This window comes from Martelella sp. AMO21009 (assembly GCF_053484295.1).
Window position 1 is genome coordinate 66,956 of record NZ_JBAKFR010000005.1, and the last position, 23,267, is coordinate 90,222.

Sequence of the window (23,267 nt, forward strand, 5' to 3'; positions counted from 1 at the left end):
CTATTCCTCTGGTGCGACATAGCGCGGGAAAACCGGCGCGGGTTTTTCCAGCGGCGTGCCAGCTTTAAGACGGCCCGCCTCTCCCAAATGCGCGAAAGAGCGTTCTGTTTCCGGAACGGCGACCAGATCGAGCAATTTCGCCGCCGATTCCGGCATGGCCGGCTGCAGCAGGATCGCGACCTGACGCACCACCTCGCCCGTGACGTAAAGCACGGTCGCCATGCGTTGCGGGTCGGTCTTCTTCAGCGCCCAGGGCTCCTGGCCGGCGAAATAGCGGTCGGCATCGGAGACCACGCCGATGATCGCGGCAAGCGCGCGATGGATCGCAAGCTTGTCCATATCGGCGCGCACCGTCGCGATCACGCCATCGGCGGTGGCGAGCATGGCCTTGTCCTCGTCGCTCAGCGGGCCGCATTCCGGCACCTGGCCGTCGCAGTTCTTGACGATCATCGACAGCGAGCGGCTGGCGAGATTGCCGATCCCGTTGGCGAGATCGGAATTGATCCGCATGCCGATCCCCTCGTCGCTATAGCTGCCGTCCTGGCCGAAGGAGACCTCGCGCAGGAAGAAATAGCGGATCGGATCGAGCCCGAAATGCTCGACCAGATTGAACGGATCGACGACATTACCGACCGATTTCGACATCTTCTCGCCCTTGTTGAGCAGGAAGCCATGGGCATAGACGCGTTTCGGCAGCGGCAGACCGGCGGACATCAGGAAGGCCGGCCAATAGACGGCATGGAAGCGGATGATGTCCTTGCCGATGATGTGAATGCCGGGCCAGAAATCCCACAGTGCATTGGTTTCATCCGGAAAGCCGAGCGCGGTGATATAATTGGTCAGCGCATCGACCCAGACGTACATCACATGATCGGGATTGCCCGGCACGGGAATGCCCCAGTCAAAGGTGGTGCGCGAGATCGACAGATCCTTCAGGCCGGATTTTACGAAGGACACGACCTCGTTGCGGCGCTCATTGGGGCCGATGAAATCCGGGTGCGCCTCGTAATACTCGAGCAGTCTGTCGCCATAGGCGGAGAGCTTGAAGAAATAGCTCTCCTCCTCGACCCATTCCACCGGCGAGCCCAGCGGCTCGCGGCGCACGCCATCCTCGCCGACCGTGGTTTCGCTTTCGTCGAAATAGGCCTCCTGACGGACCGAATACCAGCCGCCATATTTGCCCAGATAAATGTCGCCGTTTTTCTCCATGCGCTTCCACAGCGCCTGGACGGAGACGCGATGGCGCTCCTCGGTGGTGCGGATATAATCGTCATTGGAGCAGTTCAGACGCGCCAGAAGGTCGCGGAACACCGCGGAGTTGCGGGTCGCAAGCTCGATCGGCGGAATGCCCTCCTTCTCGGCGGTCTGCTGCATCTTCTGGCCGTGCTCGTCCGTGCCCGAGAGAAACCGCACATTCCTGCCGTCGAGGCGGGCAAAGCGGGCCAGCACATCGGTCGCGATCATCGTATAGGCATGGCCGATATGGGGTGTGCCGTTCGGATAGAAGATCGGCGTCGTGATGTAGAAATTATTGGCCTTGTCGCTCATGTCCGAAACCCGTCCGCTTGACTGCTGCTGCCGGCCGCCAAAAAAAGCGGCGCCGGCCTCGATCGTTTCGCCGGTCTTAACGCCAGTGCCGCATTGCATCAAGTCAAACCGACCGGCGCGCTTCGTTCAATTGACGGCGGCGCGGATCCGGGTGAGCAGGTCGAGCATGAGCTGCTTGCGGTCGAGATTGTAGGCATCGGCCGTCGCCACATCATTGCCGAGCTCGGAGGAGAGCGCTGCCAGCCGCTCGGCCCGCGCGATCTCGCCCGCGCCCGCTGCCGCGCGGGCCCGGCTGCGGATATCCTCCTCGACATGGGCGAGCAGGAAGGCGAACACCGTCTCGTTGTCGCGCTTGGCAAGGGTATCGGCAAGCCGGTGCATCAGCGCCCTCGCCTCGGGCTCCGACCCGGCGAGCGTCTCATGATAGGCCTCGATGATCTCGCCGCCGCCGTAATTCACCAGCTTCAGCGCTTCCGAAACGCTGCCGTTTGCAAGTGCCGCAAGCCGCTCCGCGTCCTCGCCGCCGGCATCGACGCCGAGCGCCGCAAGCGCCTTCAAAAGGCCGGCCGGTTCCAGCGGGCGCAAACGCAGCGGCAGGCAGCGCGACCGGATCGTCGGCAACAGCCGGCCCGGCGTATGCGAGATCAGCAGGAACATCGCGTGCTTCGGCGGTTCCTCGAGGATTTTCAGGATGGCGTTGGCGGCCGAGCGGTTGAGGTCGTCGGCAGCATCGACGACGACGATCCGCCAGTTGCCGGTGCCCGAGGTCTGCGACAGGAAGTGCCCAGCCCGGCGGACCTCGTCCACCGTGATGGCCGTCCGTCGCTTGCCGGTCTTCACGTCAACGGGTCGTTCCAGATGGAGCAGGTCGTGGGAGGCGCCGGCAATGATCTGGCGCGTCAGCGGCGCTGCGTGATCCGGCGCGATGATATGATCGGGCGCTGTATGGGGCTCGGGGTAGTGCAAAACGTGGTTCGCGAACCGGAAGGCAAGTGTCGCCTTGCCGATCCCCTCGCCGCCTTCCAGCAGGATCGCGTGATGCCCCTTGCCGGAGCGATAGGCCGTCGCCAGATAGGCCTCCGCCTCCTCATGGCCGAAGAGATTGGGATTGGCCGCCGGATGCACGGCGCCTTCCAGAACCATATCGTCAGCCATCGCCGCGCGCCTCCAGAAGAGATGAGACCGCCTGCCAGACCGCTTTCGCCACCGTTTCCGGCGCATCGTCGGCGCGGATCACGCGGCACCTTTCCGGCTCCGCCTCGGCGATCTTCAGGAATGCCCTGCGCCGCGCCTCGTGCACCGCGATATCGTCCTTCTCGAACCGATCCGGCGTGCCGGCAAGCGCCTGTTCGGGCGAGCGCGCCTTCACGCGCTGCAATCCCTCAAGGGCATCGAGATCGAAAATAAGGGTGAGATCCGGAATGGTGCCGTCGACGGCGACCCGCTCCACGGTCGAGATGAAATCGGGCGCAAGCCCGCCGGCTGTGCCCTGATAGACGCGCGAGGAATCCATGAACCGATCGCACAGCACGATGCTGCCCTCTGCCAGCGCCGGCTTGATGATTTCCTCGACGTGATCGTTGCGGGCCGCGGCAAACAGCAGGACTTCCATGCCGACGCCGAACGGTTCGGCAGCCCCCGAAAGCAGCACGTGGCGCACAGCTTCGGCGCCGGCGGAGCCGCCGGGCTCACGGGTGACGACCACCGCGCGGCCAAGGCCGGTGAGTCGTTCGGCAAGAAGGCGTATCTGCGTCGACTTGCCGGCGCCCTCACCGCCTTCAAAGCTGATAAATACCCCGCGTTTCAAGCTCTCACATTCCTCCGGCCATCGCTTCGTCGTCGTTTAGACGAATTCAGGCCGAGGCAAAAGGTCTGTACGAGCTATCTTTTGAACGGGATCGGAACGGAGTAGCCGGTATTGTCCGCCAGAATGGTCTCGGTCGCGGCACTGGCGTCGCTTGCCGTGACGGGCTTTGCCTCCTCGACCAAGGCAAGCTGCGCGCTTGCTTCTTCGGGCTTCACCGAAGTTTCGGCAAGCTCGACGGGCTTTTCGGCGGTCTCTGTCTTGGCAACCAGCGTCTCGGTCTTGGCAGCATCGGCGGCAACCGGCGCTTCAGCCTTGGCAAGCTGCACCTCGCCGAAACGTCCCGGATCGACGCCTTCCGGCACTTCTTTCTTCTCGTAGGAGGCCATCAGATAGTTCATGTCGTCGGCATTGCGCGAGGCGGGACCGACATAATCGACCTTCACATTGGCAACGCCCGCGCTGGTCACATCGAGCATCTCGGCGGCCTTCTTGGAAAGGTCGATGATCCGGCCGGAGACGAACGGTCCGCGATCATTGACGCGCACGATGACGGAACTGTCATTGTCGAGATTTGTTACCCGGACATAGCTTGGCAGGGGCAGCGTCTTGTGGGCGGCCGACAGGTGGTTCATGTCGTAGATTTCGCCGCTCGCGGTCTGGCCGCCGTTGAACTTAGGCCCGTACCAGGAGGCGAGCCCGGTCTTGGAATATTTGGTGTCTGACTTCGGCGTGTACCATTTGCCCTTCACCTGATAGGGCTTGCCGATCTTCTGGTAGGAAAGCGCATCCGCTTCGGAAATGCCGCTTTTGGCAGCATCGGCAACTTCCGCCGCGTCATCCTTGATGTCTTTGGATGTATCGCCCGTGGTCGTGCACGAAGCCATCAATGCAGTCATAGCCAGCATTGCCAGCGAGGTGGAAAACCGGATTTCTTTCATGCCAACATTTCTTCCGTCTATGTCGATGTACCGTCAGGATTGCTTGCCGGAACCCCTGGACCTTGAAACTGTGTCAAACTCTCCTATGCGGATGCTTGATGGCCTCTTTGTGGCGCGTTAACAAAATTGGCGAAATTGCGCAACCCGAAATTGCCCCGGTCGGGTTTTGACCGCCCCCGCGTGTCCGCATCGAACCGGCACATATCCCGGGATTGACCCGCAAGAGAACACGGTGCTAAAGGCCATCCTCTAAGCGACATCTACGAATATTTCGTGAATGCGCTCCAGCCGGAGGAGTGGCCGAGCGGTTTAAGGCACCGGTCTTGAAAACCGGCGTGCGTGAAAGCGTACCGTGGGTTCGAATCCCACCTCCTCCGCCATTTATCGAGTTACCATGTCATTGATTTTAAAGGAAATTCAGTCGATTTTTCGATGTGGTTTTCGTTTGCATTCCACAGATTTTCCACAAACTTAGACAGCATTTATGATTACGATTTTTGCTTCATCATGTGCACGTTTCGAACTATCAGCGACAGGCCATTGCTGAGGGTCGCCTAACACCAATTGAAGCTGGACTAAACGCCTATTAAATCGAGTGCTATGATGAGTAGCCTCAACCGACATTACAAGCAGGCAGAATCTAAACACCAAGCTCCGAATGGTAGTTCACAAGCGTGGTGAACCGATACCGAACAGCAATTACGGGGTGATTTCCCTCTCGGACAGCCCGCACATACCCGTCAACGTATCTACCAAATTGCCTACATATGAAGGCATTTTTTTCACGGATGTAGGTTAGCTCCTCGTTTGGAATCTTGAAGGGCATCTCCGATATATACGCATCATTCATGAGCAGCACGGCTTTGCTATAATCGAGCCCCTTGCTACCAGACGTTATGAAACAATGCTTATGCGAGATATGAGAGCGAAGCGGTATCCCAAACCTTAACTTACGAAAATCAATCAGGGCGATTCCATAGCCTCGGGTTTTCCTAGGCGTCCACTCACCATCAACCTTATCAAGAACTTCAGTGAGCCCAGAATTTTCGTGATAGAAAACCTCTGTCAGCTTCTTTAACTCCACCGCGCCCTCCTGCCGCAGGCATGAAAAAAGCCCCTTTCGGGGCTTAGATCATTCTAGTTGTTTACTTCTTTTTTTAACGTGGCGCTAAACTACGTCCACATCAGTCTAATTGAGCGCTTCTTTTTTTAACGTGGGGAACACTCTTCCTCCACATCACAAGGGTAGATATAGGAACCTTGTACAAAAAGTCAACAGAAAGTTGACTACTCAACTCCGAGCCAAAACTCTTTTAACCGCTGTCGCGGTCCATTGACCGCCACGCGGAGAGCGCTTGCCAGCAGCGTTTAGGCTATCGGCTATCGACTGAAGCGTTTCGCCACTGGAGCGCAGTTTCTGGACAAGAGGCAAGACACTGGAAGCAAACTTGTCGGCCTTGTCCTTGGCAGCCTCATTGCGCTTCATGGTCGCATCACGCAAACCGCCGAGCTTAACGCCACGGGCTTTCGCTGCCTGAAGCGCGGCCTTCGTACGCTTAGATATAAAGTCCCTCTCCTGCTCTGCAAGAGCAGCATAGATATGAAGCTGAAACTTGTCAGCAAAGGGCATTGAAGCCACACGAAGCCTAACTTTCGAATCTTCCATCAGCGCAGCAATAAAGGCAACCTTGCGCGAAAGTCGGTCGAGCTTTGCAACCAGCAACTCGGCCCCGGTCTTTCGAACCATCGCGAGGGCGCTTTCCAGCTCCGGCCTGTCATCATCAGTCCCGGACAACACATCCTGAAATTCGCCTATAATTTCATACGGCACATCTGAAAAGCTTTCCAGAAAAACCGCGATATCGCGTTTTTGGGCCTCAAGCCCAAGGCCGCTTTTGCCCTGTTCGTCGGTACTTACACGTGTGTAAATGACGTATTGCTTCATGATGATTGCCCTCAGTGTGAAGGCAATTTATCAAACACAACGCATAAATGTCAATCGTCAACGTTCGTTGTGAACGATAAAACCCGGCCAATCGACCGGGTTTCCTTTAATCAGCGCCAAATCAGCGAGTGGCCATAGTCGCGAATAACCCGCGATCTCGGTTGCGGTTTCTTTTCGCCGTACAAAATCTCCCGCTCTAGCCATAGCATTTCATCGGCTCCAATCGGCCAACTCAAATTTTCGGCCTTTTCGACATAGCTTCCCGGTCGATATTTCAGCTTCTGCCACTCCACGACCAGTGCATGCCAATGGGCCTTCGCCTCATCAACCGACTTGACCACCTTGACTTGCTCAATCGGAAAACCGTCCAACGCCGAAAGTTCGGAAGAATTAAGCTCCTGATCCGTGACAATGATCTGGCGCTTCTCATTTTTCGAAAGGCATGCGACGACGCTTTCAATCGACCTGCGAACGACATGGCAACGCATGGCAGTCATAACGTCCGCATTCTTTTCTTTCTGGAGGTATCCGACAACAAGCGCCATGATCAAAACCCCTTCTGAATTTTGGCAATCATCACCTGACCTTCATCAAGCGCATATCGCTTGGCAATAGAAGTCACAGTTTCGCCGTTCTTCAGTCGCTCGTTCATTTCCGCCTCTTCCTCGACGGTGAGCGGCAACTGATCCGTGGCCTTCTCGATCTTCGCCCCGACTGTTTCGGCGAAAGATTTCAGCAACTTAGTTGGCGGGTCTTCATCGTGCAGAACGATCTTGTCGCCTTTCTTCACTCGCGCACGGTCGATAAACGCCTTCTCGTTTTCGTAAATATCCTTGGAAAAAGCGCCGCGTTTGAGCATCTTTTCTTTATTGCCGATTGCAAATTTCGTCATATAAAATATTCCTATGTATTATCGTCATCGTGATTGATGACTTTGGTTTGTGATTGATTGTATAATGTTTCGAGTTGCTTGAGTTGTTCGTCTGAAAGGTTCGAAAGATTCAACGGTTGTGCATCTACAACCTGAAAGGTTACGCTGTCGATTTGGTTGTGTGACGGGAGACCTATGTGATTGTTTTCAATCTCTTTTCTATCGCGCCAGTCTCGCGGAAAGCGATTTTTCATTTGAAATATATAACTCAAGGCGTTGAAGCCGCTGATCTTGCCGGTGGTGCCTTCGCGGCCTAACCGTTCCCAATAAGATTGAGAAAGCTCGCTGGCCCTTTTTAAGGCGTCGAAAAACTCTGCGTGAGTGTCTGCCCACGAATAGATCGTGTCACGAACGACACCAATGTCGGCAGCCATCTCTGTGAGCGATGCACCTTCAGCCCCGAGTTCAACAACACGCTCGCAGAATGCGGGATCATATTTGGATGGTCGGCCTCCGGGCATTACGCGACCACTTCAAACCGCTGAAAAGCGCCGCCCTTTCGCGGAATCTTGACCGGTCGAACCACGGGATCAGATGCAAAACGCAAACCGGCATCAATCCGGCTTGTCCATCCACGACCGGAAACGTGATAAAGGTGAAAAACAGATTTTCCATCGATTTCAAAGTATTGTCGCGACCATTCACCATTGTGACAAGTAACTACGCGAATGTTCTGATTTACACCCTCCGTCAAAATCGACAATTCACCTTCGCTGAAGCAGGCAAACTGCGAAACTGTGCCGTCGTCAAAACGAAAGAGCGCACTATTGCCCACAGTCAGAACATCAGCCCGGATCAGGTCAGAAATCGAAAGACGTTTCAGTGCCTTAATCATTGCGCGTCACCTTGTTTGCTTTCGACTTTGAAAGAAGGTACGCATTGTCAAATGCCATCGATAAATTGAATAGAGCATCGACGGCGATAGAAGCATGTTCATCGAGGCTCATCTGTTGCTTTACAGTGATGCCTTTGATTGTCTTGTGTTTCAGCGCAAATTTGTTTTGCCAAGCGTCCATTTGAACCGAAAGTTCGTCAAAATACTTTGCTACGGCAAGAAGATCGTCGAATGGAGGGAGCTTATTCATTGGCGAACTTCTCCTCCAGTTGTGCGCACTCAGACCAAAGCCAACTGTTGCGCTCGCTCATCGTTTCGATGAAAGCGAGCCAATCGCGTTCCTGTGCAGTCAGTTGGCGACCGCCAACGGTCCACTCGATGAACATTTCTTCAGCCTTGGTGCGGAGGGATTCGCTGATATTGAAAAGTCGCCTGCGCGTCACCGCGACCTCTTCATGTGAAAATGAAGCCATGTGAAGATCCTGATTTGAAAGGGGAAAGGTGACGGCGGAGGAAGAACGAAAACTCAACACCGTCACCAACATCGGCGACAAGGATGAGGAAAGCTGCCGCCGAATTGAAATGAGTTTTGGGGAAAGAGGCTGAGGCGTCCGAATTCCTCAGCCTCTCCCGCCTTGCGCGCAGTTGACAACGCGCAGTCCCTGTACATCCAACCGGATGGAGAAAGTCCTAGATGTACAGGGAATATAAAAACAAGAATGACTGAAGCGCGTTAAGCGTCGTTCTCGATTTTACCCATGCATTATATCATAGTTTTAAGTATTTGTCAAGAGTTTATTTTAGATTTTGTGATTTTTGTTTGGGGAATATTATAAAATCTGATTTGTTTATTATTGATGAATAATGAAGGGGGGAATGAAAGGCGAGTGACTGCAGGTTCCAAAGTTCCAAAGTTCCAGCAATCACCCCTTTTTCTTTTTAGATGAGTTATTTTTATAATATTACTCATTCATTTTGATTTAGTGGGAATGGACGGAACTTTGGAACTTTGGAACCTGAAAAAATAGGGCCGAAGCCCTATTGCATTCATCAAAACTTTGGAACTTTATAGTCGCGCGAAAGATTCCACTTTTCTCCTATTGCCCGAAGAGCATCGTTTTCAGCGTCGTCCGGGCTTTTGATATCGAGTTTTTCCAACGCTCTTTTGTTGGCAATGGCGTACATCGTCCGGTTGTCTTTCTTTATCTTGATTTTGCCGACTGAAAGCTTATCCAGTTTACTGGCGATGTTGCGAACAGTTTTAGGCTTCTCCCAAATCTTCACCTTGTTCATTTCGGCTTCCGATTGCAGCCACGAGACAACCTCGCTATCAAAAACAACGATTGGCCGATTATCATTCGCGATCTTCGCGAACGCAGCCGACAAGACCCGCTGACTCCATGTCATAGACGATTCAACGATTTCGTCCTTCAGCGCGCTTCCTGCCGGAGCTTCACTCTCATTCAGGTATTTCATCGCGCTGACGCTGCCCTCGATATCAAAAGCGTTTTTTGCAAATCGATAGTACTTCCCGTAAACGGGCCTCAGGTCGGAATGGCCCGAGTGCGCAAAAGCAAATCCGGAGAAATTGTCAAAGAACCATTTCACAATCTCCAGTCCACCGTTGTTCAACCATGCGATGAACCCGCTGAATTTCTCTTTCGGCCATGGGTCTTCAGTCGCGGCAACACATAGCCAACGCCTATCTTCCGGCGGGATTTTGATCGGTTCGGCATCGTTCGAATTAATCAAAATCTGGCACCAATTCTCGCGCGTCGTTTGCTCTTGATAGAGCTTGCGTAGCGGAACCTGATCGTCGGTGACAATCGCTTTTAGCGCATTATAAGCCGCGATGCCGCCGATGTGCAGTTCGGAGGCAATCGCCAAACGCTTCTGAAACCACCAGCCGTTGAACTCCGACGTGAGCGAGCTTTCCTTAAGGAATTCGACGTTCTGACTTCCCACCAAAGGGGCCATGATCTTTGATGAAAAAAGCGTCTTCCCGGTACCTTGCGTGATCGATGATAGGATTACGGCAAACGGCGTCTTGATTTCGGGCTTTGAAACCATCGTGGCCGCCCATCGAAGCAGTTCGATACGCTCTTTGTCATCTGGCACCAGATAGTCCATAAATTCAAGAAACGGCGTAACGTCGCCTTGGCGAGCTTCTATCTTTGCAGGACGGAAGGTGTTAATTCCGTAGTCCCCCGTTGCGCGGTCAAGGATGCGCTGGCGAGGCTTCGCATCGGGACGGTAGGCAATCCGGTCAACGTCACCGGAGTAGACCTCGGCGAATAGATCGCTCACCTTCCTCGTGTCGCTAAACGGTCTGAGCTTAAGGTCCAGCGTCTCCGCGTCCAGTTCGATTGGCAAGTTGGCATGAGCGAACAGCCCATCTTTGGCGCAATAAATCCATTCACGCTTGACGTTATCCCGGAGCTTGATGATTTCTTTCGGTTTCGCCCTCGATCCTGGCTCAGGCAAAAGTGTAAGCTTATAGGTGAGCCAACTTGCCGGACGCTTCATCTCGTCAATCGACGGCCCGACATAGACGCCATTGCGCATCAGCGATTCCGGAATATCGTTTGCGATATCCCAACCGACCGGAAAGCAATCATCGGACGGCAAAATAGCGACAACCTTCGAACGCAAATTTTTCGCAATCGTCGGAACGCTTTCAATCGACACATGATCGTTGTCGGGCCACACGTATACAGTCGAGTCGGAACCAAGGAACCGGTTTAGGTCGGCCCAGTCTGCCCGAGCAACGGCGTGCGCACCACCTTGGAAGGCCACTGGCGTCACTGCATTCAAGAACGCGTAGAATGGATGAGTAGGGCAATTCTTGGCGATGTTCCGGGCGGCTAGAACCTTGCGTTCGCCCTCAAGGATGAGAAAAGCCTTCCCGTCCTTCGCATTTTCCATCCCGAATAATGGCAGAAGTCCCGGATATCCGGTCTTCAGCCAACTAATCTCACCGTCAAATTCGCACGGAACCCATGAAGGAAATGTTTTGCCGGTTCCATCGAGTTTATCGACACGCGCACGGAGCATAAGAATATTGTCGTCAGCATCACGCGTTACGAATTGATAATCGGCTGGCGCATCGAGAAATTGGCTAATGTCGCCGTCAGCATCATCGAGTCGCTGAATCTTAACAGGGGCCGGAAACTTGGCGGCGCGAAGCTGCGCATTGATCTTATCAAACAGAACACCGTCAGGATGGATATCTTCCGGAAGGTCATCCAGATTGGAAATTCCATCGGCACTCCACTTCACGCGGATTGTTTCGCGCCAGTAGCCGTCAACCATTTCACCAGCGCTTGCATGCCAAAAGCTATCAGCTGTCAGGCCAATTTCCGTCAGCCAATCGGCAAGAGCCGGAATTTCTTTTTGAATAAAATCGTTGTAGTTCATAACATTCATGCTATTAAATTCTCCAAAAGCGCAATACAATTTGACAAATCCGTTTAATTATTGTATAAATAGCGCAATATTGTACATTGCCCGTTGCCGATATTCTCCACGGTGACGGGCATTTTTTTTGTTTAAAGTTAGGTTTAAATCTACGCAGCAAGAGCCATTGCTTGCTGTTCACGCTCGCTAATCCAGCGTTCCAACGTCGAGCGGCGAACGAAATTAGTTTTGCCGATTTTAAAAAACGGGGGCAATTCGCCTGCGGAAACGAGCCGATAGACGGTGCTTCGCGCAAACCCGAATTCGTGTGCGACTTTGTCGAGCGTCAGCAGTTCATGGGGGTTCCGGGGCATTTCAAGTACATCATTCATATTCATAACTCTCTGTTTTATAATGACATTCGCGACCTCGCGAATTTTTCTGGGAAAATTGCTTGACAGAATTGAACTCACTTCGTATAAACAATTTATCAAACACCGGCGACGGTTGTGTTCATTAAATACAACAAAAGCCGGATTTGCCTTATAACATAGTTTTGCATCCGATGCAAGTGACAAATTGTTAATGTTTGTAACATTCCGTGAACGCATAAAGCCGCCTGTCGAGGGCGGCTATTTTATTTATGGAATGTATTGCAAGGCAGCGGCTGAGCTAGTCGCCTGCCAGCTTCGTGACGAAGTTGGCCCAATTTTGCATAACCGTACGACGCTCATCGATTAAGTCTGTGCGGTAGTATGCTCTAGACGTTTTATTTCCGATTTCGTGGCCAAGGCACATCTCAGCCACATCGAACGAAACGCCGCTTTCTGCCGCCCAATCTCGAAACGCCGAACGGAAGCCATGCACCGTCAACGCCCTGCCCTCTTTGTCCTTATATTTCCCACGACGAAGGAAAGCCGATAGCGTCATATCGGAAAGCGGCTTATCGGCCTTAGTGCCTTTGAATATGAGGCCGTCAGAGCCCTCACCGTATAAGCCCGTTAACAGCTCCACCGCTTGCTCCGACAACGGAACGCGATGTTCTTTCTTGGTTTTGTATCGAACAGCCGGAACCGCCCAAACATCAACGTCGAAATCAACTTCATTCCAAACAGCATTGCGGGTCTCGCCGGATCGCGCAGCACTGAGGATTGTGAACATGAGCGCTTTCGCGCCTGTCGAGTTGCTGGCCGCTAGTTTGGCATAGAACGTTGGCACATCAGAGAAGGCCATTGCCGCGAAGTGATTGACCTTCCCCTCCTCTTCAGATCGTGAAGGCATGACACCGTTCAACAGTCGTGACGTCGCCGGATTCCGCTCCCTGCGCCAGCCTTCCGCAATAGCGTAATCAAGCACGGCCTCAATCCGCATCCGCAGCCGGTCGGCTGTCTCTGGCCGCTCGTGCCAATGAGGGAGAAGTACCGCTTTCACATCAGACGTGCGTATATCAGCCACAGAGAGCGCGTGGAGCGGTTTCGCGTAACGGTTCAACGTCATATGCCATTGCGCCCGGTGCTTGTCGTTGCGCCACCGCTTTTCCTTGTTGGCGAGAACGGCCTGCATCGCGTCCGCGAAGGTTTTTTGTGCTTCTTCTTCAGTCTCGCCTTTCGCCCTCTTGCCCTTGATTTCAACACGGGGGTCACGACCTTGGCGAATAAGGACACGCCATTCCTCCGCCGCCTCTCTCGCCTCTTTGAGCGTCAGTCCGGGTCCGGGGCCTTTCGTCGCCTTAAACGCCCCTAGCCCATCCTCTCGGCTCTTGCCGTCAAACGTGTAGCGAAAGACGAATGATTTCGTGCCACTCTTTGAACTGAAGACATAAAGCCCCCGCCCGTCATGAAGCTTCTTTCCGGGTGCCAAGCTGGCGATAGTGGCCGCCTTTGGTTTTGGTTTGCTGTCCGCCATAGCCCAAATCCTTTCCACATATTTTCCACAACTTCACTAGCTATATGGCGAAATATCGTGAAACGCAATCGGACATGAAACAACCGAAAAGGAATAAGGTGATGGACGATAAGCCTGTTGTTTTTATTGCATTATTTTATAATTCGTACGGAGTTTCAATGACTTATGAAACAGCGGTAAGATTGATAGTTATACGCCCACCTCCTCCGCCATGCTTTTGTGTATCAAGCTATTGAAATATAGAGCGTATTTCTAACCTCATGCGCATCACTTGGCGATGGCGATGGCCTTGGTGCAATCGACCAGGTCGCGGATGGACACCTGCTCGTTGGGCTGATGCGACTGGGCCGGATCGCCGGGGCCGAAATTCACTGTCGGCGTGTTGCCGAGCGAGGTCGGCAGGCCGATGTCACTATGCGCGCCAAAGCCGGAAAGCGCCGGTGACAGGCTTGAGGCTTCCGTTGCTTCCTGGAAGACTTTGACAAATGGGCTGTCGGCCGGGATTTCCGCGCAGTCCGCGTCGAGAATCCATTCGACCCGTGCGGGATTCTGGCGCAGATAAGGGTCTGCCTGGCAGATATTTGCGACATGCTCTTCGATCTCGCGCTTGAGGGCGCCACCAAGACCGAATTCATCCTTTTCGTGGGGCAGATATTGAGCGTCGATGACGATTTCACCGCGGCTCGCCATGGAGGACGGATGCTCGCCAACATTGACCTGGGTAACGATGATCTGGTTCGCAAGGTCCATCAAGTGATGGTTCTTGCGAGGATCAGGACCAGCGCCGGTCCCTCGAGTTTGCGGAGTTTCATCTTTCCATCCACCCCGCTTTGGCGAGGTTCAATCGATTACCACGAACTGGAAGGGCTTAAAACCGGGGACTGCATGTCACCGCACTGATGAAGAAGATGAGTATATCGAGGCGATCTATCGTCGGCGAACACCTCGAACCCGGCGCCCGGGCACAAAATCTATTCCCACCTCCTGCGCGAGCTTTCGGTCACCCGGCCCAACCAGATCCGGGCAATGGACATAGCCTATGTTCCGATAGCGCGCGGCTTCGTCTATCGCTGCGCCGTCGGAAACCCCTTTAACGAAACGCCCGAAATTGTTCGGACGAACCAAGCCGCTTCGGTGCTACTCTCGTCAACGGAAATCCTCAGCGCCGGGCGTCACCGAACAGCAAGGCGTGGCGGGCATTTGCGGATGGGTTGTCACCTGGCAGCGAGAGGCCGGCAACCCTGAGCGCATTCGTCGTAACCTCCACCCTTTACTCAACTTCGAACGAACCGGATGCGGTTTGCAAAGTCCGCAAAAACAGGTAGACCGGTTCGCAACTTCATGAGTACGGGACGGGACATGAGCGCCGAGGCCGAACAGCCGCCTTTCGCAAGACCACGACGCACGCAGGCGGAACGATCGCAGGAGACCCGCAGCAAGGTCTGCGAAGCGACACTGCTGGCGCTCGTCGAATTCGGCTACGAGCAGATCTCGACCACGCTGATCGCCCAGAAGGCAAAGGTGTCGCGCGGCGCCCTCACCCACCAGTTCCCAACGCGTAACGACATGCTGGTCGCGGCCTTTGAAAAGCTGGTGGGCGAGTGGCGCGACGGTTACCCTTTCGGTCTCGATCCGGAAAAACAGCAGCTCACGATGGACGAATTGATCGATGCGCTGTGGAACTACATCTTCTCCGACGGGCGCTACATCGCGGCGATGGAACTGATGCTCGCCGCGCGTCAGGACAACGAACTGGGCCGTGCGCTGCGTGATATTCTCGTGTCCTGGATTCGAGAGCGCGACCGGATCACCGTGCGGCTCGTCGGCGGCGATGTCGATGACGATGAAGCTGATCTGAAAATTCAGCTCCATCTTTCGGTCCTCAGGGGAATCGCCATGCATCAGAGCTTCGATTCCGACCCTCGCACGGCTGGCAAATTGATCGACCTCTGGAAGAGGATCGCCGCCAAGGCCTGATCTGACGCTTCACCCGCAACGACAACTGCCTCCAAACCAGCTTCCCTTGGTCAAATGATTCCAGTGGCTTGCGGATTGGCGTGTGGATTTTGCCTTTTTTTTTGAGCTGAGACGCAGTTTTTGGCTGGCAAGAGGTTGATTTACGAACAGAACTGATCGCATGATGCGGACAGGAATGTTCGTAAGTTTCGCATACCCCGCGAACAGACTGGAGAGAGACCGCCCGCTCGCACGGGCCGCAACAGGGAAGACCACATGACTATGAAGATGCTACTTGCCACCGTCGCAACCTTCGGCCTTGCGGCCGCACCGGCCTTGGCCACCACATGGGATCTGTCGAGCGAATATCCCGCTGGTTCGCTCCAGGGACAGACTGCCGATTTCTTCGCCAAGGCCGTGGCGGAGAAGACCGATGGCGAAGTCGAGGTGGTCGTCCATCATGGCGCGGCGCTCGGCTACAAGAGCGTTGATAATTTTGACGCTGTCGGCGACGGTGCGCTGCAGGCCGCTTCTTCGGCCTTTGTGTTCTGGACCGGCATCGATCCGATCTTCCAGCTGTCGTCGCTTCCCTTCCTCGCCCCGAGCGCCCAGGATGTTCATGATCTCTATGAGCTGGCCAGGCCGGAATATGAAAAGGTTCTTGAGGACAACAACCAGATAATGCTGCTGGCAACGCCGTGGCCCTCCTCCGGGCTTTGGGGCAACAAGGCGTTCACCTCGACCGCCGACCTTGAGGGCGTGAAGGTGCGCACCTATGATGTCGCATCCACCGAAACGATGAAGAATGCCGGCGCCTTTCCGATCCAGATCTCCTGGGCGGATGTGCCCGCGCAGCTTTCGACCAATGCCATTGACGCCGTCCTGACATCGCCCAATGGCGGCGTCGGCGTTCAGATGTGGGAGCTGCAGTCGAACTTCACCAATGTCAACTACGCCTCCTCGCTTCAGGCGATCCACCTCAATCTCGACGCCTGGAACGATCTCAGCAAGGAACAGCAGGAAGCGGTCAAGGAAGCCGCCGCCGAAGCCGAAGACTTCGGCTGGGGCCTTCTGGCCGACGCCACGACCAAGGACTTCGACACCATGCGCGAGAACGGGATGACCGTGACCGAGGAAATCCCCGCCGCGTTCTCGAAGGCACTGACGGCAGCCGCGCAACCCTTCATCGACCAATGGGTCGAGGCCACCGGGCCGCGTGCGCAGTCCATCATGGATGCCTACGAGAACCGCTGATCATCTGCAACCGGCGCGGGCGGGCTCAAGCCCTGCCCGCGCACTTTCGCTTCCTTTCCCGGAGCTCCGCATGACCCGCTTCTATTCCAGCGTTTTTGCCTTGTCGCGCGCAGCTGCAGTGATCGCTGCATGTGCGCTGGTCTACATGGTAGGCCACATCGCCTACGAGATCATACTGCGGAGCCTGTTCGCCACTTCCACATTCGTGCTCGACGAGTTCGTGGGCTACGCGATCAGCGTCTGCGTGATCTGGTCGCTCGGCTACGTGCTCGAACATGGCGACCTCATCCGCGTGGGGCTGGTGCTCGACCGCCTGCCCGAGCGTGCGCAACAACTGATGACCGCCGCAGCGGCGCTTGTGACCTGCGCACTTTCTGCGGGCCTTGCCTGGATGTTCTGGATCCGCGTTGCGCGGGCCTGGTCGCGCGGGACAGTCTCCTCCTCGGTTGCCGCCGTGCCGACCTGGATCCCCGAGAGCGCCATGATGGCGGGGCTGGTGCTATTTGCACTTGCAGCGCTCGCCCATGGTCTGCGCCACATTACCGGGCACCCTTCCCCTGCCCCGCGCACGCCACTCGTCACCCCGGTCGAATAAGCTGCCCCACTGAGAGAGACCACATGGATACGCTCCTGACCGCGGCCGCGACGCTGGCCTTCCTTCTTCTGTTTCTCAGCCTCGGGATCTGGGTCTTCATTTCGCTGGCCCTCGTCGCCACCGCGGCACTGTTCCTCCTGCACGGAATGGACCTGTCGCGGATCGGCTCGATCGCGGCCGGCATCATCTATCGCTATTCCACCAGTTGGGAGCTTTCGGCGATCCCGATGTTCATCTGGATGGGCGAGATCATCTTCCGCACCGATATTTCGAGCCGCCTGTTCCGCGGCCTGTCACCCTTCGTCGATTACATCCCCGGCCGTCTGCTGCACACCAATGTGCTGGGCTGCACGCTATTTGCCGCAGTCTCCGGCTCGTCGCCGGCGACGACCGCGACAGTGGGACGAATCACCACGCGCGAGTTGGGCAATCGCGGTTACGATGACCGGCTGTCTCTGGGTTCGCTCGCCGGCGCGGGCAGCCTTGGCCTCCTGATCCCACCGTCGATCGTGATGATCGTCTACGGCATTCTCGCGGAACAGTCGATCTCGCGCCTCTTTGCCGCCGGCGTGCTGCCGGGACTGATGATCACCGCGCTCTATTCAGTCTACATCATGGCGCGCGCCAGGCTCAACCCGGCACTCGTGCCGGCTGCGCGCGAGGCCCGCAGCGCGAAGGACTTCCTGCACGCTGTCTGGAATCTGGCGCCGCTGGTGGTGCTGATGGCCATCGTTCTGGGTTCGATCTACTCGGGTATCGCGACGCCCTCCGAAGCCGCCGCCGTCGGTGTGATCACTGCCATCGCCATCGCCGCCGCCACCCGCCAGCTTTCCCTCACGCTCTTGCGCGACACGGTGACGGGGGCGCTCAGGACCTCGACCATGGTCTGCTCGATCCTCATCACCGCCGCCTTCATGTCGACAGCGATCGGTTACCTGCACATCCCGGCCGATGTCGCGGACGGCATCGCAGCACTGAACCTGCCGCCCTGGGGTCTGCTGGTGGTGCTGTCGCTGTTCTATCTCGGCCTCGGCTTCTTTCTCGACGGCACGTCGATCGTGGTGATGAGCCTGCCGATCTCGCTGCCGCTCGCGCTTCAGGCCGGGTTCGATCCGATCTGGTTCGGCGTCTATCTCGTGCTGATGGTCGAGATGGCGCAGGTGACGCCTCCGGTCGGCTTCAACCTCTTTGTGCTGCAGGGCATTTCGGGCCGCTCGATCGGCTATGTCGCGCGCGCGGCCTTCCCCTTCTTCGTGCTGATGCTCGTCGGGGTCGCACTGCTGGCCGTCTTCCCGGGCATCGCCCTTTGGCTCCCGAACTATTTCTACGGATAAGACAATGCCCTCCCCCGCTACTTCTTCCGCCGTTCTTGCGGCCCTGCTACGCGCGCAGGCACAGCTCAACCAGCCCCACACGCTATTCCGCGCTGTCGAGGATACCTGCCGCGATCGGTTCGGCTTTCGCTTCCTGACGGTGCTGAAAAACCTTCCGGGCACCGGAAACGTGATGCGGATGCATAGTTCAGAACCCGACTATCCGACCGGCGCGCTGAAGCCGATGGGCCTTACCGAGTGGGGCAAGGTGGTGCTCGACGGCGGCAAGAGCTGGCTCGGCAACTCGCGCGAGGACGTACTCTGGGCCTTTCCCGATGCCGAACTGATCCTGTCCAAGGGGTGCGAGGCCTGCGCCTGCGCACCCGTGATCTGGGCCGGGCGCTGTGTCGGCGTGCTGTCGCTGAATGCAGAGCGCGATACCTACACGCCAGATCAAATGGACGAAATCACCCTCGTTGCGCAGACCCTGGCGCCGGCGCTGATCTGAACTTCGAAAGGACAACCAAATGACTACCTTGCTGATCAAAAACGCCCGCATCGTTGACGGCACCACGCCTGAACCGACCGCTCCGATGCAGGTCGCCATTGAAGACGGCCGCATCCGTGAGGTGGCTCCCGCCGTCGCGTTCAGCGCCGATCAGGAACTCGACCTCTCCGGTCTGACGGTGATGCCGGGCCTGATCGACTGCCACGTTCACACCATCGCCTCGACCGCCAATCTCGGCCTGAACGCATCACTCCCCTCTTCGCTGGTGGCCGCGCGCGCGGCAACTCTGATGAAGAATATGATCATGCGCGGCTTCACCACCGTGCGCGACCTTGGTGGCGCCGACCGCGGCCTGCAGCTGGCCGTGGAAGAGGGGCACTTCACCGCGCCGCGCCTGGTGATCTGCGGCAAGGCCCTGTCGCAGACCGGCGGCCATACCGATTATCGCGGCCCGTACGACAACCGCGATGTCAGCTGGTATGCGCAGACGCTCGGCGCTCTCGGACGGATTTGCGACGGCAAGCCCGACCTCATGCGCGCCGCGCGCGAAGAACTGAAGGGCGGCGCCCAGTTCCTCAAGGTGATGGCGGACGGCGGCGTGTCTTCTCCCTCCGACCCGGTCGGCTATCTCGTCTACTCGGTCGATGAGCTGAAGGCCCTGGTGGAGATCGCCAACGGCTTCGGCACCTATGTCGCCGCCCACCTTTACGCGGACGAAGCGATCGTGCGCGCGCTCGATTGCGGCATCACCTGCATCGAGCACGGCAACCTGATCGGCGACGAGACCATCAAGCGCGTGGCGCGCGAAGGTGCCTTCGTCGTGCCGACCAACATCACCTACGACCTGCTGGCCCGTAAGGGCGCCGAATTCGGCCTGCCGCCCGAATCGGTCGCCAAGGTAGCGGATGTCCGCGAGGCCGGGCTTGAGCGCCTGGTGAAGCTTTTCGAAGCGGGCGTGACCATGGGCTACGGCTCAGACCTTCTGGGCGGCATGCAGACCGAGCAATCGGGCGAATTTCCGCTGAGGGGCCGCTATATTCCCGCCGATGCGGTGATCCGGTCCGCCACCGTAGACGCGGCCAAGGTTCTGCGGATGGAAGGCACAGTCGGCGTCATCGCACCCGGCGCCCATGCCGACATCATCGCCGTCGCCGGCAACCCGCTCGAAAACCTCGACCTTCTGACCGGTCAGGGCGCCCACATGCCGCTGATCATGCAGGGTGGCCGCGCCATCAAGAAGGACTCGAGCCTCTGACGCCGTCAGTCAAAGCCTGATCTAAAGAGTGTAAGATTGCCCGGCTGATCAGCAGCCGGGCAAGTGCCAGCCTTTGCCACTCTTCTCAGGAGAACACGATGCCGCCATCGACATTCAAGGTCTGACCGGTCACGAAGCCCGCATCGTCTGACGCGAAGAATGCGACGGGGCCGACGACATCCTCCGGGGCGCCGATCCGCGCCATGGCGGTCTTCTCCTGCCAGGCCTCGCGCACCGCCGGGTCGTCGAGGTTCACGCGGCCCATATCCGTCAGGATAATGCCCGGGCAAACGCAGTTGACAGTGATGCCGAGCGGCCCGACCTCCTGCGCCAGAACGCGAGAAAAGCCCATGACCGCCGCCTTGGACGCGGAATAATGCGCCTGTTGTGGCGCGCCATGCTTGCCCCCGATGGAAGCGATGTTCACGATCCGGCCGTAACCGCGTTTCTTCATCGACGGCAAAAGCGACTGAATGACCATGAACGAACCCTTGGCGTTGATGTCCATCACAGCATCCCAGCTCGCTTCGGGAAGGCCGTCAACTTCACCCGCGATCAGAATGCCGGCATTGTTCACCAGAGCATCGATCTGGCCGAAGGCGTCGAGCGCCTTGCGGGCCATCGCTTCCACCTGTGCCTTGTCGCTGACATCGGCGAATACGATTTCGACACGCCGACCCATGCCGCGAATGTTTTCCGCGACGGTCTCCAGATCGGCCTTCTGCCGCTCGATATCGTTGAGAACGAGATCATAGCCGCGCCTTGCCAGCCCCGTCGCGATGGCGGCGCCGATGCCCCGGCTTGCGCCCGTAACGAGCGCCGTTCTTGTTTCCGTCATTCTCTCCTCCATTCTTCAAAGGGCCGTGTAGCCGCCATCGACGGTCAGCACCGTGCCGGTGATGAAACTTGCGGCCGCCGAGCACAGGAACAGCACGCTGTCCGCGATCTCCCGCGGCTCGCCGAGACGTCCCATGGGAGTGCGCTCCATCCAGACATCGAACCATTCCGGCCTGGAGCGCCCGGCAAGGGTCAACTCCGTGGCGGTGTATCCGGGCGCGATCGCGTTGACCCTTACCCCAGAACGCGCCCATTCCACGGCGGTGGACTTGACCAGAAGGTTCACGCCTGCCTTCGCCGCGTTGTAGGCGGCCTGTGGCTGCGGCCACACCGAAACTTCGCCGCACATGGACGAGGTGCAGACACAGGCGCCCGATCCCCGCGCCACCATCGCCGGGCCGAACGCGCGGAGCGTATTGAAGACGCCCGAAAGGTTGACGTCGATCACGCGCCGCCAATCGGAGGGGTCGACCTCCGCGATCGGCGCGTTGTGAACAATCCCCGCGTTTGCCACCAGAACATCCGGCGTGAGGGACTGCGCGGCGGCCGCGCACGCGTCGAAATCCGTGACGTCCAGTCGCATGAAGCGGCCGCCAAGACGGTCAGCCAACGCCGCACCCTCGACGGCGTCGAGATCGGCTATCGTGACCCTCGCGCCCGCTTCCGCGAGCGTCGCCGAAATCGCGGCGCCAATGCCTTTTGCTCCGCCGGTGACGAGCGCCGTCTGGCCTGCAAGTGAGAACCTCTCCTGCAATGTCATGCGAGTATCTCCTTCAGCGCCGGATAGAGGGCGATATAGCGCGCGTAGATTTCATCGTATTTCGCGACGTTCTCGCTGCGCGGCTCGATCATCCGGCCCCGCCGCACCATTGCGCCAATCCCCTCATCGATGGATGCGAACCGACCCGCTCCGACGCCGGCGAGCACCGCGGAGCCGGTCGATGGCGCATCCGGCGAGGCCGGCACGCTTACCGGAATGCCTGCCGTATCCGCGTGAATCTGCAGCCAGAGGTCTGAGGCTGCCGCTCCGCCACCGACCGTCATTTCCTCGCCGGAATAGCCGGCGGCCCTGAACGCATCCAGAATGGCGCGCGTGCCAAACCCGATCCCCTCCATAACGGCACGGAAGATGTGGTGCATCTCATGGCCGAGGGTCAGGCCGACAATCGCCCCGCGCGAAAGGGGATCGGTATGGGGCGCGCGGTTGCCCTGAAAATGATCCTGCACCAGCAGGCCTTCGCATCCGGGTTCAAGGGCGGCTGCCTTCCGGTTGAGCTCATCGAGATCCAATGGACCGCCAGCCAGGCGCGAAAGCCAGTTGATGATCGATCCGGTTGAGGTCTGGCCGCCTTCCACGATCCAGCGATCCGGGTAGACGATATCGGCATAGCTGCCCCAGACGCCGGGCGCGTGAATCGGGCTTTCGGTGACGCCGAACTGCAGATGCGAGGATCCGGTAATCATGGCCAACTGGCCTGGCTTGTGCACGCCGAGACCGATCATTCCGATCAAGGCGTCGGCGCCGCCCTGCACCACCTTGACCGAGGTTGAAAGACCGAGTTCATTCGCCGCAGAAGAGCTCAGCGTGCCGATCACATCGCCGGGGGCGACCACCCGGCTCGGCCATTTCCGCTCCAGTTCACCAAGGTCAAGCGCCCTCAGGAGTCCGGTGGCAAAACCACCCTGGCGCGAGCGGTAGTGCCAGCGAAGACCGGCATTGTCGAGGCTCGCTGCCCATTCGCCGGTCAGGCGGTAGGTCAGAAAGTCCTGATATTCGCAAATACGGTGCGCCTTTTCGAAGGTGTGCGGTTCGTTTCGCTTGAGCCAGAGCGCTTTCGGTATCATCCATTCGGCCGACACCGGCCCGTGGCCAGCCCCGTTCAGTTCCAGCGCCGCGTCGCCCGTCGCCAACACCGCCTGCGCTTCGTCATGAGCGCGGACATCCATCCACATGATCGCCGGGCGCAGCGCGCGCCCGTTTTCATCGAGCGCGACCACAGTGCAAGAGGTCGTTGCATAGCAGATCCCCTCGATCTCTGCCGGACTTACGCCTGATTGCGCGATCGCGCCGCGCGCGGCGGCGACGAAATTCGCCCACCAGTCTTCAGGATTCTGCTCCACCCGTCCGGGCTTGAAATCCGTCTGATAGGCGACCGCCTGTGTCCCGAGGCATTTGCCTTTCAGATCGTAGACGCGCGCGCGCAGACTTTCCGTGCCGCCATCGGCTGTCAAGAAATAGGCCAT

The 23,267-nt window shown here is 57.4% G+C and carries 25 protein-coding genes, 1 tRNA gene and 1 pseudogene; 8 read left to right on the plus strand and 19 right to left on the minus strand.

Translation table 11 applies throughout. The annotated features are described in order from the left end of the window. The 4 genes from metG to V6766_RS08070 form a co-directional block, all read right to left on the minus strand. Window positions 1-1,548 carry a methionine--tRNA ligase gene (gene metG, locus V6766_RS08055; RefSeq protein ID WP_448465269.1) on the minus strand — a complete coding sequence of 516 codons (1,548 nt, stop codon included), beginning with the start codon at window positions 1,546-1,548 and terminating at the stop codon, window positions 1-3. A gap of 126 nt (window positions 1,549-1,674) precedes the next feature. Further along, the gene (locus tag V6766_RS08060; RefSeq protein WP_448465271.1) at window positions 1,675-2,703 is read right to left on the minus strand and encodes a DNA polymerase III subunit delta'; all 1,029 of its coding nucleotides are present in this window, start codon (window positions 2,701-2,703) and stop codon (window positions 1,675-1,677) included. Continuing rightward, window positions 2,696-3,355, minus strand: coding sequence for a dTMP kinase (gene tmk / locus V6766_RS08065; RefSeq protein WP_448465273.1), 660 nt, complete (start codon window positions 3,353-3,355; stop codon window positions 2,696-2,698). Before tmk ends, V6766_RS08060 begins: the two co-directional genes overlap by 8 nt. Window positions 3,356-3,429: 74 nt before the next feature. Then, on the minus strand, window positions 3,430-4,293 hold the full coding sequence (locus V6766_RS08070; RefSeq protein WP_448465275.1) for a septal ring lytic transglycosylase RlpA family protein: 864 nt from the start codon (window positions 4,291-4,293) through the stop codon (window positions 3,430-3,432). 290 nt (window positions 4,294-4,583) lie between these two features. Between V6766_RS08070 and V6766_RS08075 the strand changes: the two genes are divergently transcribed. After that, window positions 4,584-4,673, plus strand: a tRNA-Ser gene (locus V6766_RS08075). A gap of 260 nt (window positions 4,674-4,933) precedes the next feature. On the opposite strand, the gene tenpIN is transcribed toward V6766_RS08075, so the two are convergent. The 12 genes from tenpIN to V6766_RS08135 all read right to left on the minus strand — a co-directional run bounded on the left by tenpIN (window position 4,934) and on the right by V6766_RS08135 (window position 14,055). Then, window positions 4,934-5,377, minus strand: coding sequence for a type III toxin-antitoxin system TenpIN family toxin (tenpIN, locus tag V6766_RS08080; protein WP_448465277.1), 444 nt, complete (start codon window positions 5,375-5,377; stop codon window positions 4,934-4,936). Between the two features lie 207 nt (window positions 5,378-5,584). Continuing rightward, entirely contained in the window at window positions 5,585-6,238 is a 654-nt protein-coding gene (locus tag V6766_RS08085) for a recombinase family protein (protein WP_448465279.1), read from the minus strand. 110 nt (window positions 6,239-6,348) lie between these two features. After that, window positions 6,349-6,783, minus strand: coding sequence for a hypothetical protein (locus V6766_RS08090; RefSeq protein WP_448465281.1), 435 nt, complete (start codon window positions 6,781-6,783; stop codon window positions 6,349-6,351). Between the two features lie 2 nt (window positions 6,784-6,785). Continuing rightward, a complete protein-coding gene (locus V6766_RS08095) occupies window positions 6,786-7,130 on the minus strand; it encodes a hypothetical protein (RefSeq protein ID WP_448465283.1) in 345 nt (114 codons plus the stop codon). A gap of 11 nt (window positions 7,131-7,141) precedes the next feature. Continuing rightward, window positions 7,142-7,630 (minus strand): hypothetical protein, encoded by a 489-nt coding sequence (locus tag V6766_RS08100; RefSeq protein WP_448465285.1) that lies wholly within the window; start codon window positions 7,628-7,630, stop codon window positions 7,142-7,144. Continuing rightward, on the minus strand, window positions 7,630-8,004 hold the full coding sequence (locus V6766_RS08105) for a hypothetical protein (RefSeq protein ID WP_448465287.1): 375 nt from the start codon (window positions 8,002-8,004) through the stop codon (window positions 7,630-7,632). Before V6766_RS08105 ends, V6766_RS08100 begins: the two co-directional genes overlap by 1 nt. Then, the gene (locus V6766_RS08110; RefSeq protein WP_448465289.1) at window positions 7,997-8,254 is read right to left on the minus strand and encodes a hypothetical protein; all 258 of its coding nucleotides are present in this window, start codon (window positions 8,252-8,254) and stop codon (window positions 7,997-7,999) included. The genes V6766_RS08105 and V6766_RS08110 overlap by 8 nt, the downstream gene beginning before the upstream one ends. After that, window positions 8,247-8,477 (minus strand): hypothetical protein, encoded by a 231-nt coding sequence (locus tag V6766_RS08115; RefSeq protein WP_448465291.1) that lies wholly within the window; start codon window positions 8,475-8,477, stop codon window positions 8,247-8,249. Before V6766_RS08115 ends, V6766_RS08110 begins: the two co-directional genes overlap by 8 nt. 577 nt (window positions 8,478-9,054) lie before the next feature. Further along, the gene (locus tag V6766_RS08120) at window positions 9,055-11,421 is read right to left on the minus strand and encodes a DUF5906 domain-containing protein (RefSeq protein ID WP_448465293.1); all 2,367 of its coding nucleotides are present in this window, start codon (window positions 11,419-11,421) and stop codon (window positions 9,055-9,057) included. Between the two features lie 149 nt (window positions 11,422-11,570). Continuing rightward, on the minus strand, window positions 11,571-12,011 hold the full coding sequence (locus tag V6766_RS08125; RefSeq protein WP_448465295.1) for a helix-turn-helix transcriptional regulator: 441 nt from the start codon (window positions 12,009-12,011) through the stop codon (window positions 11,571-11,573). Window positions 12,012-12,072: 61 nt separating this feature from the next. Continuing rightward, entirely contained in the window at window positions 12,073-13,305 is a 1,233-nt protein-coding gene (locus tag V6766_RS08130) for a tyrosine-type recombinase/integrase (RefSeq protein ID WP_448465297.1), read from the minus strand. Window positions 13,306-13,572: 267 nt separating this feature from the next. Further along, window positions 13,573-14,055 carry a M20/M25/M40 family metallo-hydrolase gene (locus V6766_RS08135; RefSeq protein WP_448465705.1) on the minus strand — a complete coding sequence of 161 codons (483 nt, stop codon included), beginning with the start codon at window positions 14,053-14,055 and terminating at the stop codon, window positions 13,573-13,575. A 131-nt stretch (window positions 14,056-14,186) separates the two neighbouring features. Between V6766_RS08135 and V6766_RS08140 the strand changes: the two are divergent. From V6766_RS08140 to V6766_RS08170, 7 genes and pseudogenes are all read left to right on the plus strand, one after another. Continuing rightward, window positions 14,187-14,386 (plus strand): annotated as a pseudogene (locus tag V6766_RS08140) (IS3 family transposase); the annotation flags it as partial. Between the two features lie 278 nt (window positions 14,387-14,664). Then, the gene (locus tag V6766_RS08145; RefSeq protein WP_448465299.1) at window positions 14,665-15,282 is read left to right on the plus strand and encodes a TetR/AcrR family transcriptional regulator; all 618 of its coding nucleotides are present in this window, start codon (window positions 14,665-14,667) and stop codon (window positions 15,280-15,282) included. A gap of 255 nt (window positions 15,283-15,537) precedes the next feature. Further along, the gene (locus V6766_RS08150) at window positions 15,538-16,515 is read left to right on the plus strand and encodes a TRAP transporter substrate-binding protein (RefSeq protein WP_448465301.1); all 978 of its coding nucleotides are present in this window, start codon (window positions 15,538-15,540) and stop codon (window positions 16,513-16,515) included. 118 nt (window positions 16,516-16,633) lie between these two features. Next, window positions 16,634-17,110 carry a TRAP transporter small permease subunit gene (locus tag V6766_RS08155; protein ID WP_448465303.1) on the plus strand — a complete coding sequence of 159 codons (477 nt, stop codon included), beginning with the start codon at window positions 16,634-16,636 and terminating at the stop codon, window positions 17,108-17,110. Between the two features lie 23 nt (window positions 17,111-17,133). Then, on the plus strand, window positions 17,134-18,444 hold the full coding sequence (locus V6766_RS08160; RefSeq protein WP_448465305.1) for a TRAP transporter large permease: 1,311 nt from the start codon (window positions 17,134-17,136) through the stop codon (window positions 18,442-18,444). A gap of 4 nt (window positions 18,445-18,448) precedes the next feature. Beyond that, on the plus strand, window positions 18,449-18,931 hold the full coding sequence (locus tag V6766_RS08165; RefSeq protein ID WP_448465307.1) for a GAF domain-containing protein: 483 nt from the start codon (window positions 18,449-18,451) through the stop codon (window positions 18,929-18,931). 19 nt (window positions 18,932-18,950) lie between these two features. After that, window positions 18,951-20,186, plus strand: coding sequence for an amidohydrolase family protein (locus V6766_RS08170; protein WP_448465309.1), 1,236 nt, complete (start codon window positions 18,951-18,953; stop codon window positions 20,184-20,186). A gap of 85 nt (window positions 20,187-20,271) precedes the next feature. Here the strand turns inward: V6766_RS08170 and V6766_RS08175 are convergent, their stop codons facing one another. Genes V6766_RS08175 through V6766_RS08185 form a run of 3 tightly spaced genes read right to left on the minus strand, consistent with a single transcriptional unit; the run spans window position 20,272 to window position 23,267 of the window. Then, the gene (locus V6766_RS08175) at window positions 20,272-21,024 is read right to left on the minus strand and encodes an SDR family NAD(P)-dependent oxidoreductase (RefSeq protein WP_448465311.1); all 753 of its coding nucleotides are present in this window, start codon (window positions 21,022-21,024) and stop codon (window positions 20,272-20,274) included. 15 nt (window positions 21,025-21,039) lie between these two features. Then, window positions 21,040-21,783, minus strand: coding sequence for an SDR family NAD(P)-dependent oxidoreductase (locus V6766_RS08180; protein WP_448465314.1), 744 nt, complete (start codon window positions 21,781-21,783; stop codon window positions 21,040-21,042). Then, a complete protein-coding gene (locus V6766_RS08185; RefSeq protein WP_448465316.1) occupies window positions 21,780-23,267 on the minus strand; it encodes an FGGY-family carbohydrate kinase in 1,488 nt (495 codons plus the stop codon). Before V6766_RS08185 ends, V6766_RS08180 begins: the two co-directional genes overlap by 4 nt.

Coding starts and splice junctions, on each gene's coding strand:
- metG (WP_448465269.1), bottom strand. CDS start 1,548: ATGAGCGACAAGGCCAATAATTTCTACATCACGACGCCGATCTTCTAT.
- V6766_RS08060 (WP_448465271.1), bottom strand. CDS start 2,703: ATGGCTGACGATATGGTTCTGGAAGGCGCCGTGCATCCGGCGGCCAAT.
- V6766_RS08070 (WP_448465275.1), bottom strand. CDS start 4,293: ATGAAAGAAATCCGGTTTTCCACCTCGCTGGCAATGCTGGCTATGACT.
- V6766_RS08085 (WP_448465279.1), bottom strand. CDS start 6,238: ATGAAGCAATACGTCATTTACACACGTGTAAGTACCGACGAACAGGGC.
- V6766_RS08090 (WP_448465281.1), bottom strand. CDS start 6,783: ATGGCGCTTGTTGTCGGATACCTCCAGAAAGAAAAGAATGCGGACGTT.
- V6766_RS08095 (WP_448465283.1), bottom strand. CDS start 7,130: ATGACGAAATTTGCAATCGGCAATAAAGAAAAGATGCTCAAACGCGGC.
- V6766_RS08100 (WP_448465285.1), bottom strand. CDS start 7,630: ATGCCCGGAGGCCGACCATCCAAATATGATCCCGCATTCTGCGAGCGT.
- V6766_RS08105 (WP_448465287.1), bottom strand. CDS start 8,004: ATGATTAAGGCACTGAAACGTCTTTCGATTTCTGACCTGATCCGGGCT.
- V6766_RS08110 (WP_448465289.1), bottom strand. CDS start 8,254: ATGAATAAGCTCCCTCCATTCGACGATCTTCTTGCCGTAGCAAAGTAT.
- V6766_RS08115 (WP_448465291.1), bottom strand. CDS start 8,477: ATGGCTTCATTTTCACATGAAGAGGTCGCGGTGACGCGCAGGCGACTT.
- V6766_RS08120 (WP_448465293.1), bottom strand. CDS start 11,421: ATGAACTACAACGATTTTATTCAAAAAGAAATTCCGGCTCTTGCCGAT.
- V6766_RS08125 (WP_448465295.1), bottom strand. CDS start 12,011: ATGCGTTCACGGAATGTTACAAACATTAACAATTTGTCACTTGCATCG.
- V6766_RS08130 (WP_448465297.1), bottom strand. CDS start 13,305: ATGGCGGACAGCAAACCAAAACCAAAGGCGGCCACTATCGCCAGCTTG.
- V6766_RS08135 (WP_448465705.1), bottom strand. CDS start 14,055: ATGGACCTTGCGAACCAGATCATCGTTACCCAGGTCAATGTTGGCGAG.
- V6766_RS08145 (WP_448465299.1), top strand. CDS start 14,665: ATGAGCGCCGAGGCCGAACAGCCGCCTTTCGCAAGACCACGACGCACG.
- V6766_RS08150 (WP_448465301.1), top strand. CDS start 15,538: ATGACTATGAAGATGCTACTTGCCACCGTCGCAACCTTCGGCCTTGCG.
- V6766_RS08160 (WP_448465305.1), top strand. CDS start 17,134: ATGGATACGCTCCTGACCGCGGCCGCGACGCTGGCCTTCCTTCTTCTG.
- V6766_RS08165 (WP_448465307.1), top strand. CDS start 18,449: ATGCCCTCCCCCGCTACTTCTTCCGCCGTTCTTGCGGCCCTGCTACGC.
- V6766_RS08170 (WP_448465309.1), top strand. CDS start 18,951: ATGACTACCTTGCTGATCAAAAACGCCCGCATCGTTGACGGCACCACG.
- V6766_RS08175 (WP_448465311.1), bottom strand. CDS start 21,024: ATGACGGAAACAAGAACGGCGCTCGTTACGGGCGCAAGCCGGGGCATC.
- V6766_RS08180 (WP_448465314.1), bottom strand. CDS start 21,783: ATGACATTGCAGGAGAGGTTCTCACTTGCAGGCCAGACGGCGCTCGTC.
- V6766_RS08185 (WP_448465316.1), bottom strand. CDS start 23,267: ATGGCCTATTTCTTGACAGCCGATGGCGGCACGGAAAGTCTGCGCGCG.